The following is a 16885-nucleotide window of genomic DNA, read 5'->3' as shown; positions in this document are numbered from 1 at the left end:
CCTCGTCCGCTTTCTCCTTCGGCGGACGACCCGACGGGTCGTCACTCTCCGGATATGGTTTGCGCCGCGCGGTCCTTTTGCCTGAGAGTTTCCGGGGCGGTTGCTCCTTCGGCGCCAGCCTTTCGGCTGGTCTCTCCCGCAAGCGGCGATAGCTGTTACATATGGGAATAGGACGAATGCGGCAAGATCAAAGAATCCGCAGCCTCTGCCCAGCTTTTAGGCAACACGCCGCCCCGTGTCGGCCGAGAAGCGGTGGAGGGCCGCCGGATCGAAGCCGATCCGCACCGTCTCGCCGAGGTCCTTGCGCACGTGCCCGGCGGTGCGCAGCGCGATGTCGGGACCGCCGGCCGGCAGGGCGCCGTAGAGATAGGTCTCCGCCCCCACCCGCTCGATCGCGCTGAGCGTCACGTCCGCGTACGGGCGACCGTCGCCCGGACCCTCGACGATCGCGACATGCTCCGGCCGGATGCCGAGCACTTCGGCGCGGCCCGGTGTAAGCCCGAGCGCCCGATCCATGCCCTCGATCTTCAGCGCCTCGGCGAGCGGCACGAGGTTCATGGCCGGCGACCCGATGAAGCTCGCGACGAACAGGGAGGCTGGCCGTTCGTAGACCTCGATCGGCGTGCCGACCTGCTCGACCTGTCCGCCGTTCAGCACCACCAGCCGGTCCGCCAGCGTCATCGCCTCGAGCTGGTCGTGGGTGACGTAGAGGCTCGTGGTCTTCAGCCGCTTCTGCAGGCGGCGGATCTCGGCGCGCATGGAGACGCGCAGCTTGGCGTCGAGGTTCGACAGCGGCTCGTCGAAGAGGAAGGCGGCCGGCTCGCGCACGATCGCGCGCCCCATGGCGACGCGCTGGCGCTGCCCGCCCGACAGCTGGCCCGGCTTGCGGTCGAGATAGGTCTCGATCTCCAGCGCGCGCGCCGCCTCGCCGATGCGCCGCTCGATCTCGGAGGCCGGCATCTTTCGGTTCTTCAGCCCGTAGGCGAGGTTCTGGCGCACGCTCATGTGCGGGTAGAGCGCGTAGTTCTGGAAGACCATGGCGATGTCGCGGTCGGCGGGTTCGAGGTCATTGACCCGCCGGTCGCCGATCCGGACCTCGCCGCCCGTGATCGTCTCGAGCCCCGCCACCATGCGCAGGAGCGTGGACTTGCCGCAGCCGGACGGACCGACCAGCACCACGAACTCGCCGTCGGCGATATCGAGCGATATGCCCTTCACCGCCTCCTGACCGTTCGGATAGGTCTTGCGGACGTCTTGGAGCGTGATCGAGGCCATTACTTTTCCGATTCCACGAGACCTTTGACGAACCAGCGCTGCATCAGCACCACCACGAGGACGGGCGGCACGATGGCGAGGATCGCCGTCACCATGACGAGGTTCCACGGCGTGTCGGCGTCGGCGAAGGAAATCATCTTCCTCAGGCCGATGACGATCGTGTTCATGGAGTTGTCGTTGGTGACGAGAAGCGGCCAGAGATACTGGGTCCAGCCGTAGATGAAGAGGATGACGAAGAGCGCGGCGATGTTGGTCTTCGACAGGGGCAGGAGGATGTCCCGGAAGAAGCGCATCGGCCCCGCCGCGTCGACGCGCGCGGCTTCCACCAGTTCGCCCGGAATGGTGAGGAAGAACTGGCGGAAGAGCAGCGTCGCCGTCGCGGAGGCGACCAGCGGCAGGATCAGCCCGGCATAGGTGTCGATCAGGCCGAGATCGACCATGACCTTGTAGGTCGGCAGGATGCGCACCTCGACGGGCAGCATCAGCGTCATGAAGATCAGCCAGAAGAACGCCATCCGGAAGGGAAAGCGGAAGAACACGATCGCGAAGGCAGACAGGAGCGAGATGACGATCTTGCCGAGCGCGATGCCCATCGCCATCACGAACGTGTTGAACAGCATGGTCCAGACGCTGACGCCGCCGATCCGCCCGACGCCGCCGAACAGCGCCTGCCCGTAGTTCTCGGCGAAGCGATCGCCCGGCACGAGGGGGAGCGGTGGGCGCAGGATTTCCGAGACCGAGAGCGTTGAGGCGACGAACGTGTAGTAGATCGGAAAGGCGACGATCAGGACGCCGAGGATGAGGACGCAGTGCGCGAGCGCGGTGGCAAAGGGTCGGTTCTCGATCATCGCCTTATCCGTAGTGCACGCGCCGCTCGACGAAGCGGAACTGGAAGGCGGTGAGCGCCACGACGATCGCCATCAGGATCACCGACTGGGCGGCCGAGGCGCCGAGATTGAGGTTCACGAAGCCGTCCGTATAGACCTTATAGACGAGCGTTTCCGTCGCCTTCGCGGGGCCGCCGCCGGTCACCGAATCGATGATGCCGAACGTGTCGAAGAAGGCGTAGACGGTGTTGACGACGAGGAGGAAGAAGGTCGTCGGGGCGATCAGCGGAAAGACGATGGTCCAGAAGCGCTTCGGCCCCCGCGCCCCGTCGATCGCCGCCGCCTCGATCAGCGAGCGCGGGATGGACTGGAGGGCGGCGACGAAGAACAGGAAGTTGTAGGAGATCTGCTTCCAGGCTGCCGCGACGATGACGAGTCCCATCGCCTGATCGCCCTTCAGCAGCGGATCCCAGCCATAGCCGGCCGCGCGCAGCATGTAGGCGAACGTGCCCATCGTCGGATTGAACATGAAGAGCCAGAGCATGCCGGCGATGGCGGGTGCGACCGCGTAGGGCCAGATCAGGAGCGTGCGGTAGAACGCCTTGCCGCGCAGCACCTTTTCGGCCGATGTCGCGAGCAGCAGCGCGAGACCCATCGCGAGCACGGCCGTCGAAAGGCTGAAGATGATGGTGGTCTTCAGGGCGTGGAGATAGCCGGGATCGCTCAGCACCTGCCGGAAGTTGGCGAGGCCGACGAACTCGGTCTTCAGGCCGAACGCGTCCTCGCGCAGGACGGACTGGTAGAGCGCCTGCGCCCCTGGCCAGTAGAAGAAGACGAGCGTCACCAGAACCTGCGGCGCGAGCAGCAAGTACGGCAGAAGCTTGTTGGGAAAGGTGACGCGGGTGTTCAAACGGCCGCCCCGAGCATGACATGGGCGCGCCCCGCCGCGAACGGCGGGGCGCCTTGAGGGTGAGGATCGCCTGTGCGGCCGCTTACTGGCCGGCGGCCTGCGCGATCGCCGCGTTGCCGCGCTCGACGATCTTGCCGAGCGCCATCTTGGCGTCCTGGCTGCCGTTGAGCATGGCCTCGAACTCCTCGTTCATGATGTCGCGGACCTGCGGCAGGTTCGGCAGACGCACGCCCTTGGAGTTCTCGGTCGGCGTCTTGCCCATCATCTGCTGGATCGGAATCTCGCGGGCCGGGTTCTTCTCGTAGAAGCCGCTGGCCTTGGTCGCCTCGTAGGCGGCGAGCGTCACCGGCAGGTAGCCGGAGACCTGGTGCAAGCGCGACTGGATGTCGGTCTGCGACAGGAACTCGAAGAAGGCGGCGACGCCCTTGTATTCCTCGTCCGACTTGCCGCCGAAGACCCAGAGGCTGGCGCCGCCCGGAATGGTGTTCTGCGGCGCGTTGTTCCCCTTCGGATCGTAGGGAAGCTGGCCGGTGCCGTAGTTCATGCCGGACTTCACGACGTCGCCGAGGCCGCCCGACGATTCGGTCAGCATCGCGCACTCGCCCGACAGGAACAGCTGCTTGGCCTCCGACGTGCGGCCGCCGTAGCGGAACGTGCCGTCCTTGGCGAGGTCAGCGATCGCCTGGAAATGCTCGACGAAGATCGGGGCATCGACCTCGAGCTTCACGTCGAGGGCGGCGAGACCGTTCTCGTTGGTGCCGTAGGGCACGTTGTTCCAAGCGGCGAAGTTCTCGGTCTGGATCCAGGTCAGCCAGGTCGAGGTGAAGCCGCATGGGGCGGCGCCCGACGCCTTGATCTTCTTCGCGGCGTCGAACACCTCCGGCCAGGTCTTGGGCGGGTTGTCGACGTCGAGGCCCGCCTTCTGGAAGGCGTCCTTGTTGTAGTACATGATCGGCGAGGACGAGTTGTACGGGAAGCTCAGCATCGTCCCGTCGGGCTTGGAATAGTAGGACACGATGCCCGGCAGGTACTTCGACTTGTCGAAGCTCTGGCCAAGCACCTCGGCCACCGGCTTGATCGCGCCCTCGGCGCCCATCATGACGCCGGTGCCGGCGTCGAAGATCTGGATGATCGCGGGAGGCTGCTTGGCGCGGAAGGCGGCGATGCCGGCGTTCAGCGTCTCGGGGTACGTGCCCTTGAAGACCGGCGTGATCTTGTAGTCGGACTGCTTCTCGTTGAACTCCTTGGCGAGCGTGTCCACGACCTCGTTGTTGGCGCCGGTCATGGCATGCCACCACTGGATCTCGGTCTGCGCCACGGCGGCGGTCGAGGCGAAAAGGGCGGCCACGAGGGTCGCAGCGGCGGCGGTCGTCTTGGTCATCGCAATAGGCTCCCAGCGCCGGGCCTTGATGGCCACGGTCCGTCACCGCCCTCCTAGCGGCGCGAACCAACAGTCGCGTGTCAAACCTACGATGGTTCCATGACAGCGCAAAGCCTTATCACGCCTTCGTTTTCAGCCTTCCACACGCACCTCGTGCGCTCACTCGCCTCGCGGAAAGCGCTGGGAGTCCTCCAGCACGTTGAGGTCCATGTGGTTGCGCATGTAGCGTTCCGACGCCTTCTGAAGCGGCTGGAAGTCCCATGGATAGTAGGCGCCGTTGCGCAGCGCCTCGTAGGTGACGAGGCGGCGCGCCTGGCTCTGGCGCACGTCGCGGTCGAAGGCGCGCAGATTCCACAGACGGGTCGCCTCGGCGTCGAAGGCGGCGAGCAGTTCGGCATGGTCCGGGTCTGCGGCGAGGTCGCGCAGTTCGGACGGATCGTCCGCCAGATCGAAGAGCTGGTCGGGATCAGCCAAGCAACGCGTGAACTTCCACCGCCCGCGCCGGACCGCGACCATCGGCGCGATCGAGCCCTCGGCGGCGTACTCCATCGGCACCGATTGTGCCCGCTCCCCCCGCCGCGCCGTGTCCATCAGCGAGATGCCGTCGAGCCATTCGGCGCCGTCCGACAGGTCGATCCCGGCGAGCTCCGCCAAGGTCGGCAGCACGTCGAGGGTCGAGACCGGCTGCATGTAGGGGCCGGGCGGCAGGCCGGGCGCCGAGACCATCAGCGGCACGCGGGCCGAGCCCTCGAAGAAGTTCATCTTGAACCAGAGGCCGCGCTCGCCGAGCATGTCGCCGTGGTCGGACACGAAGAGGATGATCGTGTCCTCCAGCATGCGCGTGCGCTCGAGGATGTCGACGAGCTCGCCGACCTTCTCGTCGATGTAGCTGATATTGGCGAAATAGGCCTGCCGCGAACGGGCGATCATCTCGTCCGTGATGCGGTATTCGTGGTCGTTGCAGGCCATCATCAGGCGCTGCGAATGCGGATCCTGGTCGGCGAACTCGATCCGCTCGACCGCGGGCAGGAGCGCCGGCGAATTGCGGTAGAGATCGAAGAAACGGCGACGCGCGACGTAGGGGTCGTGCGGATGGGTGAAGGAGACCGTGAGGCAGAAGGGCCGGTCGTCGTTGCGTCGCGACAGGTCGTAGAGCCGGGCGGCCGCGTGGTGGGCGACCTCGTCGTCGTATTCCAGCTGGTTGGTGATCTCGGCGACGCCCGCGTGCGTGACGGAGCCGAGGTTGTGATACCACCAGTCGATGCGCTCGCCGGGTTTGCGGTAGTCGGGCGTCCAGCCGAAGTCGGCGGGATAGACATCGGTCGTCAGCCGCTCCTCGAAGCCGTGGAGCTGGTCCGGCCCGACGAAGTGCATCTTTCCCGACAGCGTTGTGCGGTAGCCGGCGCGCCGCAGGTAATGCGCGAAAGTCGGAATATCGGAGGCGAATTCGGCGGCGTTGTCGTAGACGCGCGTCTTCGAGGGCAGCTGTCCACTCATGAACGAGGCGCGCGCCGGCGCGCAGAGCGGGCTCGCGGTGTAGGTGTTGACGAACCGCGCGGAACGGGCTGCCAGCGCCTTGAGATTGGGCGCGTGGAGGAAACGCGCCGGCCCATCGGGAAACAGCGTGCCGTTGAGCTGGTCCACCATGACGATGAGGAAGTTGGGCCGGCTCTGAAGCATGTCGCGCTCGCCAGAAGGATGCAGGGGCTGCCGCGGCATTGACCGCGACAGCCCCGATCCGTCAAGCCGGATGCGGCGTCAGCCCTCGACGCTCGCCTTCACGGCGGCAAGGCCCGGCTGGCCGTCGAGGGTCTCGACGCCCGCGAGCCATCCGTCGAGAACGCCGGGGTTCGCCTTCAGCCAGTCCTTGGCGGCCTTTGCCGGATCGGTGCCGTCGGCGAGCGCGGCCATGATCTGGTTCTCCTGCTCGACCGTAAAGACCATCTGGCCGAAGAGCTTGGCCGCGTTCGGGCATTCGGTCTTGTAGCCGGCGCGGGCCAGCGTGAAGACCTCGGCGCCGCCGAAGTTCGGGCCGAAGAACTCGTCGGCGCCCGACAGGTAGGTAATGCCCATGTTGTTCATCGGGTGCGGTGCCCAGCCGAGGAACACGACCCAGCCCTTGGAGCGCTCGGCGCGCTGCACCTGCGTCAGCATCCCCTGCTCGCTGGAATCCACCAGCTTCCAGCCGGCGAGCCCGTAGTTGGGGGCATCGATCATCGACTGGATGTTGATGTTGGCAGGCGCGCCCGGCTCGATGCCGTAGATCTCCTTGCCGAACTTGTCGGCGTTGGTCGCGAGATCCTTCACGTCCTTGACGCCCGCCTCGGCGACGTAATTCGGTACGGCGAGGGTGAACTTCGCACCGGTCAGGTTGCGGGTCAGTTCCTCGGCGGTGCCGTCCACCTCGAGCTGCTGGCGGAACTTCGCCTGTGCGGGCATCCAGTTGCCGAGGAAGACGTCGGTCTGCTTATTGGCGAGCGCCTGGTAGCCGACCGGAACACCCAGCGTCTCGACCTTCTGCTCGTAGCCAAGGCCCTTCAGGACGACGCCTGCCAGAGCGTTGGTCGAGGTGATGTCGCTCCAGCCGGGATCGGACATGCGCACGGTCTTGCAGGAGGCGGGATCGGCGGCCTGTGCCCCTCCGGCGACGCCGAGGCCCAGCGAGAGGGCGGCGAAGGCGATCGATGCGTTGCGGATCATGCGCGTCTCCTGTCGTCCGCTCCGGCGGACCGCGATGGGAGCGCCGCTCCCGGTCCCGCCATCTCAACGGCAGAGACCGGAAAGCACAAGGCCATTCCGTTTCGCCTCCGAGCCTTTGCACGGAACGTCCGGCCTCCCCCTCGCCTATTCGGCAGGACGGGCAGCCTCCCGGGAATGGGCATCGTCGGCCGAGCGCGGCAGGAAGGGGCGCAGGCGACGCGCCAGCCCGTCGAGATAGGTCAGCGCCACAGGCACGAAGATCAGCGTCAGGACCGTGGACGACAGGAGGCCACCGATCACCGCATGGGCCATCGGCGCGCGCTGTTCGCCCCCCTCGCCGAGACCCAGCGCCAGCGGCAACATGCCGAAGATCATCGCGAGCGTCGTCATCACGATCGGGCGCAGGCGCACCTGCCCCGCCTCGGCAAGGCTGTCGCGCAGCGACAGGCCGCGGGCGCGCGCCTGATTGGAATAGTCGACCAAGAGAATCGCGTTCTTGGTCACGAGACCCATCAGCATGATGAAGCCGATGATCGAGAACATGTTGAGAGTCGATCCCGTCGCGAGCAGACCAAGAAGCACACCGATCAGCGACAGGGGCAGCGAGGTCATGATGGCGAGCGGCTGGAGGAAGGAGCCGAACTGCGAGGCGAGGATCAGGTAGATGAAGATCACCGCGAGTCCCAAAGCCTGGATCGCATAGCCGAAGCTCTCGGCCATGTCCTCCGCCTCGCCGCCGAAGGAGACGCGATATCCCGGCGCCAGTGTCAGTCCGGCGATCTCTCGCTGGAGGTCGGCCACCACCTCGCCGAGCGCGCGTCCCTCGACATTGGCCGAGATGCGCACCTCGCGCGACAGGTCGCGCCGGTTGATCGACGAGGGCGCCACGCTGTCGACGACGTCGGCCACCTGGTCGAGCGAGACGAGGATCGGCCGGCCGCTCGCGTCTTGCCGGCTGGAAGCGACGCGCAACTCGCCGAGCTGTGCCGCGCGCTCGCGCCCCGCCTCCGGCAGGCGCACGAGGACGTCGTAGGTCTCGCCGTCCGGCGCGTTCCAGACCGAGATCGCATCACCCGCCACGAGCGGGCGCAACGTGTCGCCGATCGCCTGCAGCGATACGCCGAGATCGCTCGCCGCCTCCTGGCGCACCCGTACGGCGAGCGTCGGCTGCTGGTCGTCCAGCGAGGACTCGACCTCGACAGCGCCGGGGATGGCCCGCAGCCGCGCCATGATCTCGTCCGACAGGCGCTTCAGTTCCGCCTCGCCCTCGCCGAGCACCGAGACCTGCAGCGGCTTGGCGCTGGCACCGCCGCCGCCTCCGCCGCCCAAAGACGGCTGGTTGACCGAGACCGTCAGGCCCGCAATGCGCGACAGGCGCTCGCGCAGAGGCTCCGCGAGATCCATCGTGGCGCGCGTGCGCTCGGTGATCGGCTTCAGCGTGACGGCGACCGTCGCGGAGTTGAAGCCGCGCGAGGCTGCGGCATTCACCGTGGAATAGTAGGTCGCGATCTCCGGCACGCCTGCCAAGACACGCTCGACCTGCGAAACCTTGCGAGCGGTGTAGTCGAGCGATGAGCCTTCCGGCGTCTCGATCGACACGGTGAACTCGCCGCGATCGCCGGCGGGCACGAATTCGGCGCCGATGCGCGGCACGAGCGCGAGGCTGACGCCGAAGGTGAGAAGGATCGCACCGAGCGTCAGGATGCGGTGGCGGAACGTCCAGCGGATCACGGACGCATATCGCGCGGCTGTCCGCTCGAACCCGCGATCGAACCGGGCGACCAGCCGGCCGAGCGGCCCGCGCCTGGCATCGGGCTGCGAGGCGGGATCGTACCAGACGCTGGAGAGCATGGGGTCCAGCGTGAAGGAGACGAAGAGCGAGATCAGGACCGCCACCGCGACGGTGACGCCGAACTCGAGGAAGAAGCGGCCGATGATGCCGCCCATGAAGGCGACAGGCAGGAACACGGCGACGATGGAGAGGGTGGTGGCCAGCACCGCGAGACCGATTTCCTCGGTGCCGTCGATCGCGGCCTGCCGGTGCGACTTGCCCATGTGGAGATGCCGCGTGATGTTCTCGCGCACGACGATGGCATCGTCAATCAGGATGCCGATGGCGAGCGAGAGCGCCAGGAGCGTCATCGTGTTGAGCGTGAAGCCGAGGAGGTGGATCACGGCGAACGTGCCGATCACCGAGATCGGCAGCGTCAGGCCGGTGATGACGGTCGACCGCCAGGAATTCAGGAACAGGAAGACGATCGCGACGGTGAGCAGCGCCCCCTCAATCAACGTGCGTTGCACGTCGGCGACCTGCGCGGCGATCGAGCGCGAATTGTCGCGCGAGACGGCGAGCTCGACGCCCTGCCCCGCCAGCTCAACCTTCAGCTTCTCGATCTCGGCCCGCAGAGCGCGGGCGACCGCCACCGTGTTGGTGTCCTGCACCTTGACGACGTCGAGCCCAAGCGCCGGCACGCCGCGATAGGCCGCGCGGCTCGTCAGCTCGGCGCCGGCCTCGCGCACCGTCGCGACGTCGGCGAGGCGGATCGGCGCACCCTCGTCGCGCTTCACGATGATGCGCTCGAACCCGGCAGCATCGGCGATGCGCCCTTCCACGGTCACGTTGCGGCCGGTGATGCCGGCGGTCAGGGCGCCGGCCGCGATGTCCTGATTCTCGCGGCGGATAGCATCCATCACGGTGCCGGGCGCAACGCCGAAGGCTTCCATGCGCTCGGGGTCGAGCAGCACCTGGATCTGCCGCTTGGCGCCGCCGACAATCGCCGTCTGGCCGACGCCGGGAACGACATTGAGGCGCCGGGTGATGATCTGGTCGGCGATCGTCGTCAGTTCGGGCAGCGTCTTCGTGGCCGACGAGACGGCGAGCGAGAGGATAGGCTGGTCGTCCGGGTTGAAGCGCGTCACCTGCGGCGTGTCGATGCCGTCGGCAAAGCCCGCCTCGAGGCGCGAAACGCGGTCGCGCACCTCCTGCGCCGCGGTGCGCGAATCCGTGTCCAGCGTGAACTCGACGATGACGAGCGAGCGGCCCTCGAAGCTCTGCGAGGTCACGCGATCGACGCCGCCGATCGTGTTCACCGCCTGCTCGACGGGACGGGTGATCTCGGATTCCACCGTCTCGGGCGAGGCGCCGGAATAGGTCGTGGCCACCACGACGACCGGAAGGTCGACGTCCGGAAACTGATCGAGGCCGAGCCGCCCATAGGAGAACAGCCCGATCACCACGATCGCCGCCATCATCATCGTGGCGAAGACCGGATGGGCGACGCTGATGCGGGTGAGGATCATGCTGGGCCAGCGCCCTCGATCGTCACCGCCGTGTCCGCCTTGAGGTCGGGCAGCGGCGCGACGACCACCGTGTCGCCGGGGGAAACGCCGGAGGTGACGACGACCAGACCTTCGCGCGGCAGCCTGGCCCCGGCTTCGACGGGGCGCCGCTCCAGCTTTCCGGCCTCCGCCGCCAGCACGAAGGCGCCCGCCTCGTCCTGCCGAATGGCTGCGGGCGGCACGGCGACGACCTTGTCCATCGCCTCGATCGCGATCTCGCCGACCGCGAACATGCCGCCGCGGATCGCGCCGTCGGGGTTCGGAATGGTTACGAACACGCTGATCGCGCGCGAATTGGCCTCCGCTTCCGGCGCGATGCGCGAGACGCGCCCCTCGAAGACCCGCTCGCCCGCGCCCTCGAAGCGCAGACGCGCCGTCTGGCCGACCGCGATTTCACCGATCCGGCTCGTCGGCACGTTGGCAGCAACCTCCACCGTGGACAGGTCGACGAGTTGGAGAAGCTCGGTGTTCACGGCGACCGTCTGGCCGGGCTCCACGGGCCGCGCGGCAACGACGCCGTCGAGCGGCGCGGTGACGACCGCATCGTCCAGCGCCTTGCGCGCGTCGGCGACCTCGGCCTCCAGCGCGCGGGCCTGCGCCTGAAGGTTAAGGAGCTGCGACTGCGCGCTGAGAAGATCGGCGTCCGACGTGATGCCGCGGGTGCCGAGCTGCTCGCGCCGCTCCAGCGTCCATTCCGCCAGCTTGATCTCGGAACGCCGCGCCTCGAGCGTCGCCTCGCGCGCCGACAGGGCCGAGCGCAGGAGCGTCTCGTCGAACCGCGCCAGAACCTCGCCAGACGTCACCGCCTGCCCCACCTCGACCGTCACCTCGAAGAGGCGACCCGAAACCTCGGCCGTCACCACGGCGCGGCGGATCGGCCGCGCCGGACCCGAGACGGCGACGGTGCGGGCAAAGTCGCGCGCCGCCACCGTCTCGACCTCGAAGGCGGCGAGCTCGATCGGTCCCGTCTCGCGCGCGGCGGGCGCCAGCACGGCCGCATCCGAGCGGTCGGTGCCCCGGTCCAGCGCGACATAGGCGCCGGCACCGAGCCCGAGAACGAGGAGGCCCGTCAAAAGCCTGCGAAGCCTTACGGCCATGAATCTTGATCCGGTATCCGTTCGAACAGGGGCGAGAAGAAGCGCGAAAGCTTGGCCTCAGCGTGACATCGTGTCGCCAGGCACCCGCGTCAACCGCGACGCGACGTCCCGCCGCTCAAGCCGCAAAGATCGCGGCGATGTCGTCGGCCGATAGACGCCGGATCGCGCCGGACTCGAGATCGGGCGGCAGCGAAAGGCTGCCGACCGCCTCGCGGTGCAGGGCCTCGACATGATTGCCGGTCGCCGCGAACATCCGGCGCACCTGATGGTAGCGCCCCTCGTGCACGGTGAGGAGCGCCTCCCGCTCCCCTACGACCGCGAGCTGGGCCGGCTTAAGCGGCTTGTCCTCGCCGTCCAGCATCAGCGTGCCGGCCGCAAAGAGCGCCGCCTCGTCGCCCGTCATCGGCCGCGCGAGGTGAGCGCGGTAGACCTTCGGCACGTGCCTGTTCGGCGAGATGATGCGATGGAGCAGCGCGCCGTCGTCGGTCATCAGAAGAAGGCCGGACGTCTCCTTGTCGAGGCGGCCCACCGTCGAGATCGCCGGATCGCGCCGTCGCCAGCGGGCTGGCAGAAGGTCGTAGACCAGCGGCCCCGCCTCCTTGTGGGAACAGGTGACGCCAAGCGGCTTGTGCACCATGAGCGCGAAGCCCGGCAGCGGATCGAGCGGCTCGCCGTCGACGACCATTCGTCTTTCGAGATCCGGGGTGACGGCGATGCGCTCGTCGGCCCGCGCGAGCGGCGCGCCGTCCAGCCGGATGCGGCCGTTCTTCGCCAACAACTGGAGCTCGCGGCGCGAGGCGTAGCCGAGATTGGCCAAAAGCTTGTCGAGCCGGGCGGTCGGAACCTTGGTCATTTGCGCGCTTCGATGATCTTGTAGCCCGCCTCGTCGGCGAGCACGGTCATACTGCGGAAGGCCGCGCGAAGTCCGTCCTCGTAGGGCATGTGCCGGTTGGCGACGAGGACGAAGGTTCCCGAGCGCCGCAGCATGCGCGCGGCAGCAGCGACAAAGGCCTGGCCCAGCGCACGGTCTTCGATGCCTTCGGCATGGAACGGCGGATTGGACACGACGAAATCGAGATCGGACAGCGGCACCGAGCGCACGTCCGCCCAGAGGAACCGGGCGCGCGCATCTGAGACGTTTTTCCTCGACGCCTCGACCGCCCGCCGGTCGAGCTCGACGAGCGTCAGCTCCTCGACGGCGGGCGCCGACAGAACCGCGCGCGCCAGCACGCCGAGCCCGGCGCCGAGATCGGCGCCTCGCCCCGAGAAGGCCGGGAGATGGCGCATGAGGAGGGCGCTGCCCGGATCGGTGCGGTTCCAGGAGAAGACGCCGGGCTGCGAGTGGAGGCCGGTCTCCTCCACCACCGTCGGCGCCCCTTCCGCGATCGCGGCGTCCAGACCGATCGGAGCGTCCGGTCGTTCCACCCGGCAGATGCGCTGGCGCGCCTTGGACCGCTCGGCCACCGCGCAGCCGAAGGCTTCGAGCTCCCCGCGCAGGCGCTGTCCGCCCTTGTCCTTCGGTGCCAGCACGTCCAGCGTTCCGCCCGGTCGCAGCGCCCGAAGGGCCTGCGCCAGCACGTGGCGGCGCTCGATCGAGCCAGGCGGCGCGGCGACGACGGCTTCCTCCAGCGTCGCATCGGGAAGGGTGTCGAGCCCGACCGAGCCTGGCCGTAGTGGCGACACCTGAACGGCGTCGTCCGGCACGTCGAGAAGGTCGGATGGCGGCGCGCCGTAGACGGCGCACCGAACGGAAACGGAAGGAATGTCGCTCACCCCCGTCCCATAGCGCATTTGCGCGCCCTGTCGAAGGACGCGGGGGATCGAAACGAGACGCGTCGTCCACAGGCCTGCCGCCCGTCGTCAGTCGGACTGACGTTTTTCGCACCCATATACTTGACTCTTTCTGTCATGTTTGAGAGGGCATGCCACGAAATCGCCATGAAGTGAAAGCCGACCCATGCCCCTCACTCGTCCTTCCATCCGTTCCGCACGACGCGTCGCCCTTCTGGCCGGGGTTGTGATGGCCGGTCCGGCGCTCGCTCAGGACGTGGTGCTCGACACCGTCGTGGTGGATGGCGCGGGAAGCGGCGCGGCGTCGGAGGGCGTCGGCGTCGGCGGGGGGATCTCGACCGAGGGCTATGTCGGGCGTGAGGCGCGCGTTGGCACCAAGACCGATACCGACCTGCGCAAGGTGCCGCAGGCCGTCTCCGTCATTTCGCGCGAAGAACTCGACGACCGCAACGTGCAGACGCTGGTCGAGGCCGCACGCTACACGGCGGGCGTGCGGGCGGGCACGTTCGGCTTCGACCCGGCGTTCGACACGCTATTCATCCGCGGCTTCAACGTCGCCAACACGGGCTATTATCGCGACGGGTTGCGCTCGCTCGGCGGCTCCTTCGCCTACTTCCGCAACGAGCCCTATGGCATTGAAGGTGTGTCGATCCTGAAGGGGCCGAGCTCGGTCCTGTACGGCGCCTCCGCGCCCGGCGGCATCGTCAACCTCGTGACCAAGCGCCCGACCGACGCGCCGTTCCGCGAAGTCGTCGGCCAGATCGGCACGGACAGCCACTATCAGGCGAACTTCGACGCCTCCGGCCCGCTCGGCGGCAACGACAACGTGCTCTACCGGATCACTGGGATCGAGCGTTCCGCCGACACCGAGTTCGTCGCCGCCCGCGACGACCGCACCTATATCGCCCCGGCCTTTACGCTGCGCTCGGACGATCGGAACACGCAGTTCACGTTCCTTGGCGAGTACACCGACACCAAGTCAGGCGGCGGGCGCGGGTTCTTCACGACGCCCGACGCCCGCATCACCGGCATCGAGCAGGGCGACCCGGCCTTCCGCGACCTCGATCAGACCCAAGGGCGCGTCGGCTACGAGTTCGAGCACCGCTTCAACGATACGCTGACCGTTCGCCAGAACCTGCGCTACCAGACGATCGCAACCGACATGCGCTTCGTCTCGGTACTCGGCATCGACCCGGACGGGCTGTCGGCGAGCCGCAGCGCGGGCGAAATCCTGGACGACGCCAGGGGATTCGCGGTCGACAACCAGATCGAAGGCAAGTTCGAGACCGGCGCCGTCGGCCACACGCTGCTCGGCGGGCTCGACTACACCTATTTCGACGGACAATACCGCTACGGCGGCTCGTCCGCGCCGGATCTCGACCTCGTCACCCGAAACTACGGGCAGCAGCCGATCTTCGGGCCCACCTCGCACAACCTCGTCAATACGACGACGCACCAGAGCCAGATCGGTCTCTACCTGCAGGATCAGGCCGAGTACGAGCGCCTCGTCCTGACGGTCGGCGGTCGCTACGACTGGCTCGACACGGACACGTTCAACAACAACGACCCCGACGCGACGGTCCGGGCCGAGGATCGCAACTTCTCCGGCCGGGTCGGCCTCTCCTATCTCTTCGACAACGGGATCACCCCTTACGCCAACTACTCGACCTCCTTCGCTCCGACGGTCGGCACCGCCTTCGACGGCAGTGCGTTCGATCCGACGGAGGGCGAGCAGGTCGAGGTGGGTGTAAAATACGCCCCCGACTGGATCGCCCTGACGGTGGACGCCGCCCTGTTCCGCATCGAGCAGAACAATCTCCTCGTTACCGACCCGGTCAACACGTCAAGCTTCTTCCAGGTCCAGACGGGGGCGGTGCGCTCGCAGGGGTTCGAGCTGCAGGCGAACGCCGCCCTGACCGACGGGCTCAGCCTCGTCGCGGCCTACTCCTACACCGACATCGCGTTTACCGAAGGCGAGAACGTCGGCAACCAGGTCGCCGGCATTCCCGAGCACCAGTTCTCGCTCTGGGGCAACTACGAGGTCCGCTCCGGCGTCGCCGAAGGTCTGGGCTTCGGCGTGGGCAGCCGGTTCCTCGGCGCCAACGCGGCCAACGACACGAACACGCGCGAGAACGACTCCCGCATCCTGATCGATGCGGCGATCAGCTACGACTTCGGCGCGGCGAACCCGAAGCTCGAAGGCGTGCGCGCCCAGATGAACGCCAACAATCTCTTCGACAACCGGGCGGCCCTCTGCAACAACGCGTACTGCTACCGCGAGCAGGGTCGCGACGTAATCGGGTCGCTGCGCTTCCGGTTCTAGCGCTCCAGGACGTCGCACGGGCTTTCCCGACGCTGCCGCGCGGTCTACCTCTGGCGCGGCGGCCTCCTCGAAGCGCCGCCTGCGCCGCAGAGGACGATCGGATGCGGGAGGCCGCCCAGTTGAGACCCGAGACGGACGGCCCGATCATCCTGTTCGACGCGGAATGCGTCCTGTGTTCGGCCAACGCCCAGTTCGTGCTCGACCACGACAAGGCGGGGCGGTTCCGTCTGGCCTCGATGCAGGGCGATGTCGGGCAGGCGCTCTACAGAAGGCATGGGATGGATCCGAACGATCCCTCCACCATGATCGTCGTCGAGGGCGATCGGCTGCGCCGCGACAGCGACGCGGTCCTCAGCATCTACGAGCGGATCGGCTTCCCCTGGAAGCTGATGGGGGTGTTCCGGCTCGTGCCCCGCCCGATCCGCGACGCTGTCTACCGGTTGGTCGCCCGGAACCGCTACCGGCTGTTCGGAAAGCGGGAGACGTGCTGGGTGCCCGCCCCCGAATATCGCGGCCGCATCCTTTGAACGCAGACCCATCGGCCTATCAGGTCGTGATGGGCGCGGCGTTCGCAGACCTGCCGGGTCCCGTGCGCGCGTTCCACACCAGCCGGGGTCCGCACCGCTGGGTCGGCACGGCCTCGATCCACCGGGGCGGGGGCATCCTCGCTCGCATGGCCGCCGCGATCCTCCGCTTTCCCGCGGCCGGCGAGGCCGTGCCCGTCACCGTGACGGTCGAGCCTCATGGGGCCGGCGAGGTCTGGACCCGCGACTTCGACGGGCACGTCTTCCGGTCCACGCAGTGGGCCGGCGTCGATCGCGGCGAGATGCTTCTCTTCGAACGGTTCGGGCCGGTCTGCGTCGCCACCGCGCTCGTCCTCCACGCGGGCCGCCTCGAACTCGTCCAGCGCCGCGCCTGGTGCCTCGGGTTGCCCGTGCCCCGATGGCTGCCGACATTCGGTGAGGCGTTCGAAACGCAGGGCGGTGGCAGCTTCTGCTTCGACGTCACGATCCGGGCGCCGGTGATCGGCCTCGTCGTCGCCTATCGCGGGCACCTGACCGAGGCTCCGACCGCCGGATGATTCCGTGCGAGCGCGCGCCCGATGGGCGTGCCATGCGGTCGCGGGAGGGGGCGCACCCCTGACGAATCGTTTGCCTGCCCCATAATCTCTGGGTGACGCGGGGCGACCCGCACGCAGACCATGGCCTGCCCGCGAGGCGCCGATCCCGCGACGAGCACCGG

The 16885-nt window shown here is 67.8% G+C and carries 13 protein-coding genes and 1 riboswitch; of the genes, 3 read left to right on the top strand and 10 right to left on the bottom strand.

Annotated features, from left to right (window positions below; translation table 11 throughout):
• Positions 1 to 59 precede the first annotated feature (59 nt).
• A riboswitch (glycine riboswitch) is annotated at positions 60 to 149 on the bottom strand.
• Positions 150 to 216: 67 nt separating this feature from the next.
• The 10 genes from ACLNGM_RS11455 to ACLNGM_RS11410 form a co-directional block, all read right to left on the bottom strand.
• Entirely contained in the window at positions 217 to 1275 is a 1059-nt protein-coding gene (locus ACLNGM_RS11455) for a sn-glycerol-3-phosphate import ATP-binding protein UgpC (RefSeq protein ID WP_416355018.1), read from the bottom strand.
• Complete coding sequence (gene ugpE, locus ACLNGM_RS11450) at positions 1275 to 2123, bottom strand: sn-glycerol-3-phosphate ABC transporter permease UgpE (protein WP_416355017.1); 849 nt, start codon at positions 2121 to 2123, stop codon at positions 1275 to 1277. Before ugpE ends, ACLNGM_RS11455 begins: the two co-directional genes overlap by 1 nt.
• Positions 2124 to 2127: 4 nt before the next feature.
• The gene (ugpA, locus tag ACLNGM_RS11445) at positions 2128 to 3012 is read right to left on the bottom strand and encodes a sn-glycerol-3-phosphate ABC transporter permease UgpA (RefSeq protein WP_416355016.1); all 885 of its coding nucleotides are present in this window, start codon (positions 3010 to 3012) and stop codon (positions 2128 to 2130) included.
• An 82-nt stretch (positions 3013 to 3094) separates the two neighbouring features.
• The gene (ugpB, locus tag ACLNGM_RS11440) at positions 3095 to 4393 is read right to left on the bottom strand and encodes a sn-glycerol-3-phosphate ABC transporter substrate-binding protein UgpB (protein ID WP_416355015.1); all 1299 of its coding nucleotides are present in this window, start codon (positions 4391 to 4393) and stop codon (positions 3095 to 3097) included.
• Between the two features lie 159 nt (positions 4394 to 4552).
• Positions 4553 to 6073: a choline-sulfatase gene (gene betC, locus ACLNGM_RS11435; RefSeq protein WP_416355014.1), complete on the bottom strand. Its 1521-nt coding sequence runs from the start codon at positions 6071 to 6073 to the stop codon at positions 4553 to 4555.
• A 78-nt stretch (positions 6074 to 6151) separates the two neighbouring features.
• Positions 6152 to 7093 (bottom strand): choline ABC transporter substrate-binding protein, encoded by a 942-nt coding sequence (gene choX, locus ACLNGM_RS11430; RefSeq protein WP_416355013.1) that lies wholly within the window; start codon positions 7091 to 7093, stop codon positions 6152 to 6154.
• 144 nt (positions 7094 to 7237) lie between these two features.
• On the bottom strand, positions 7238 to 10393 hold the full coding sequence (locus ACLNGM_RS11425) for an efflux RND transporter permease subunit (protein WP_416355012.1): 3156 nt from the start codon (positions 10391 to 10393) through the stop codon (positions 7238 to 7240).
• Positions 10390 to 11529, bottom strand: a complete 1140-nt coding sequence (locus ACLNGM_RS11420) for an efflux RND transporter periplasmic adaptor subunit (RefSeq protein ID WP_416355011.1) — start codon at positions 11527 to 11529, stop codon at positions 10390 to 10392. Before ACLNGM_RS11420 ends, ACLNGM_RS11425 begins: the two co-directional genes overlap by 4 nt.
• A gap of 115 nt (positions 11530 to 11644) precedes the next feature.
• Complete coding sequence (locus tag ACLNGM_RS11415; RefSeq protein WP_416355010.1) at positions 11645 to 12382, bottom strand: pseudouridine synthase; 738 nt, start codon at positions 12380 to 12382, stop codon at positions 11645 to 11647.
• Positions 12379 to 13302 (bottom strand): class I SAM-dependent methyltransferase, encoded by a 924-nt coding sequence (locus tag ACLNGM_RS11410; protein WP_416355009.1) that lies wholly within the window; start codon positions 13300 to 13302, stop codon positions 12379 to 12381. Before ACLNGM_RS11410 ends, ACLNGM_RS11415 begins: the two co-directional genes overlap by 4 nt.
• Before the next feature lie 184 nt (positions 13303 to 13486).
• Between ACLNGM_RS11410 and ACLNGM_RS11405 the strand changes: the two genes are divergently transcribed.
• From ACLNGM_RS11405 to ACLNGM_RS11395, 3 genes are all read left to right on the top strand, one after another.
• Complete coding sequence (locus tag ACLNGM_RS11405) at positions 13487 to 15643, top strand: TonB-dependent siderophore receptor (RefSeq protein ID WP_416355008.1); 2157 nt, start codon at positions 13487 to 13489, stop codon at positions 15641 to 15643.
• A 101-nt stretch (positions 15644 to 15744) separates the two neighbouring features.
• The gene (locus tag ACLNGM_RS11400) at positions 15745 to 16170 is read left to right on the top strand and encodes a thiol-disulfide oxidoreductase DCC family protein (RefSeq protein ID WP_090960765.1); all 426 of its coding nucleotides are present in this window, start codon (positions 15745 to 15747) and stop codon (positions 16168 to 16170) included.
• Positions 16167 to 16724 (top strand): DUF4166 domain-containing protein, encoded by a 558-nt coding sequence (locus ACLNGM_RS11395; protein WP_416355007.1) that lies wholly within the window; start codon positions 16167 to 16169, stop codon positions 16722 to 16724. Before ACLNGM_RS11400 ends, ACLNGM_RS11395 begins: the two co-directional genes overlap by 4 nt.
• The last annotated feature ends 161 nt before the right edge of the window (positions 16725 to 16885 follow it).

It is taken from the genome of Aureimonas phyllosphaerae, from assembly GCF_047943035.1.
Classification (GTDB): domain Bacteria; phylum Pseudomonadota; class Alphaproteobacteria; order Rhizobiales; family Rhizobiaceae; genus Aureimonas; species Aureimonas phyllosphaerae.
Note: the sequence above shows the minus strand (reverse complement) of the source record. Positions and strands in the feature narration are given on the sequence as shown.

Excerpts from the sequence above, each read along its gene's own strand:
- ACLNGM_RS11420 (WP_416355011.1), bottom strand. The coding sequence starts at position 11,529 with ATGGCCGTAAGGCTTCGCAGGCTTTTGACGGGCCTCCTCGTTCTCGGG.
- betC (WP_416355014.1), bottom strand. The coding sequence starts at position 6,073 with ATGCTTCAGAGCCGGCCCAACTTCCTCATCGTCATGGTGGACCAGCTC.
- ACLNGM_RS11400 (WP_090960765.1), top strand. The coding sequence starts at position 15,745 with ATGCGGGAGGCCGCCCAGTTGAGACCCGAGACGGACGGCCCGATCATC.
- ACLNGM_RS11425 (WP_416355012.1), bottom strand. The coding sequence starts at position 10,393 with ATGATCCTCACCCGCATCAGCGTCGCCCATCCGGTCTTCGCCACGATG.
- choX (WP_416355013.1), bottom strand. The coding sequence starts at position 7,093 with ATGATCCGCAACGCATCGATCGCCTTCGCCGCCCTCTCGCTGGGCCTC.
- ugpE (WP_416355017.1), bottom strand. The coding sequence starts at position 2,123 with ATGATCGAGAACCGACCCTTTGCCACCGCGCTCGCGCACTGCGTCCTC.
- ACLNGM_RS11455 (WP_416355018.1), bottom strand. The coding sequence starts at position 1,275 with ATGGCCTCGATCACGCTCCAAGACGTCCGCAAGACCTATCCGAACGGT.
- ugpB (WP_416355015.1), bottom strand. The coding sequence starts at position 4,393 with ATGACCAAGACGACCGCCGCCGCTGCGACCCTCGTGGCCGCCCTTTTC.
- ACLNGM_RS11405 (WP_416355008.1), top strand. The coding sequence starts at position 13,487 with ATGCCCCTCACTCGTCCTTCCATCCGTTCCGCACGACGCGTCGCCCTT.
- ACLNGM_RS11415 (WP_416355010.1), bottom strand. The coding sequence starts at position 12,382 with ATGACCAAGGTTCCGACCGCCCGGCTCGACAAGCTTTTGGCCAATCTC.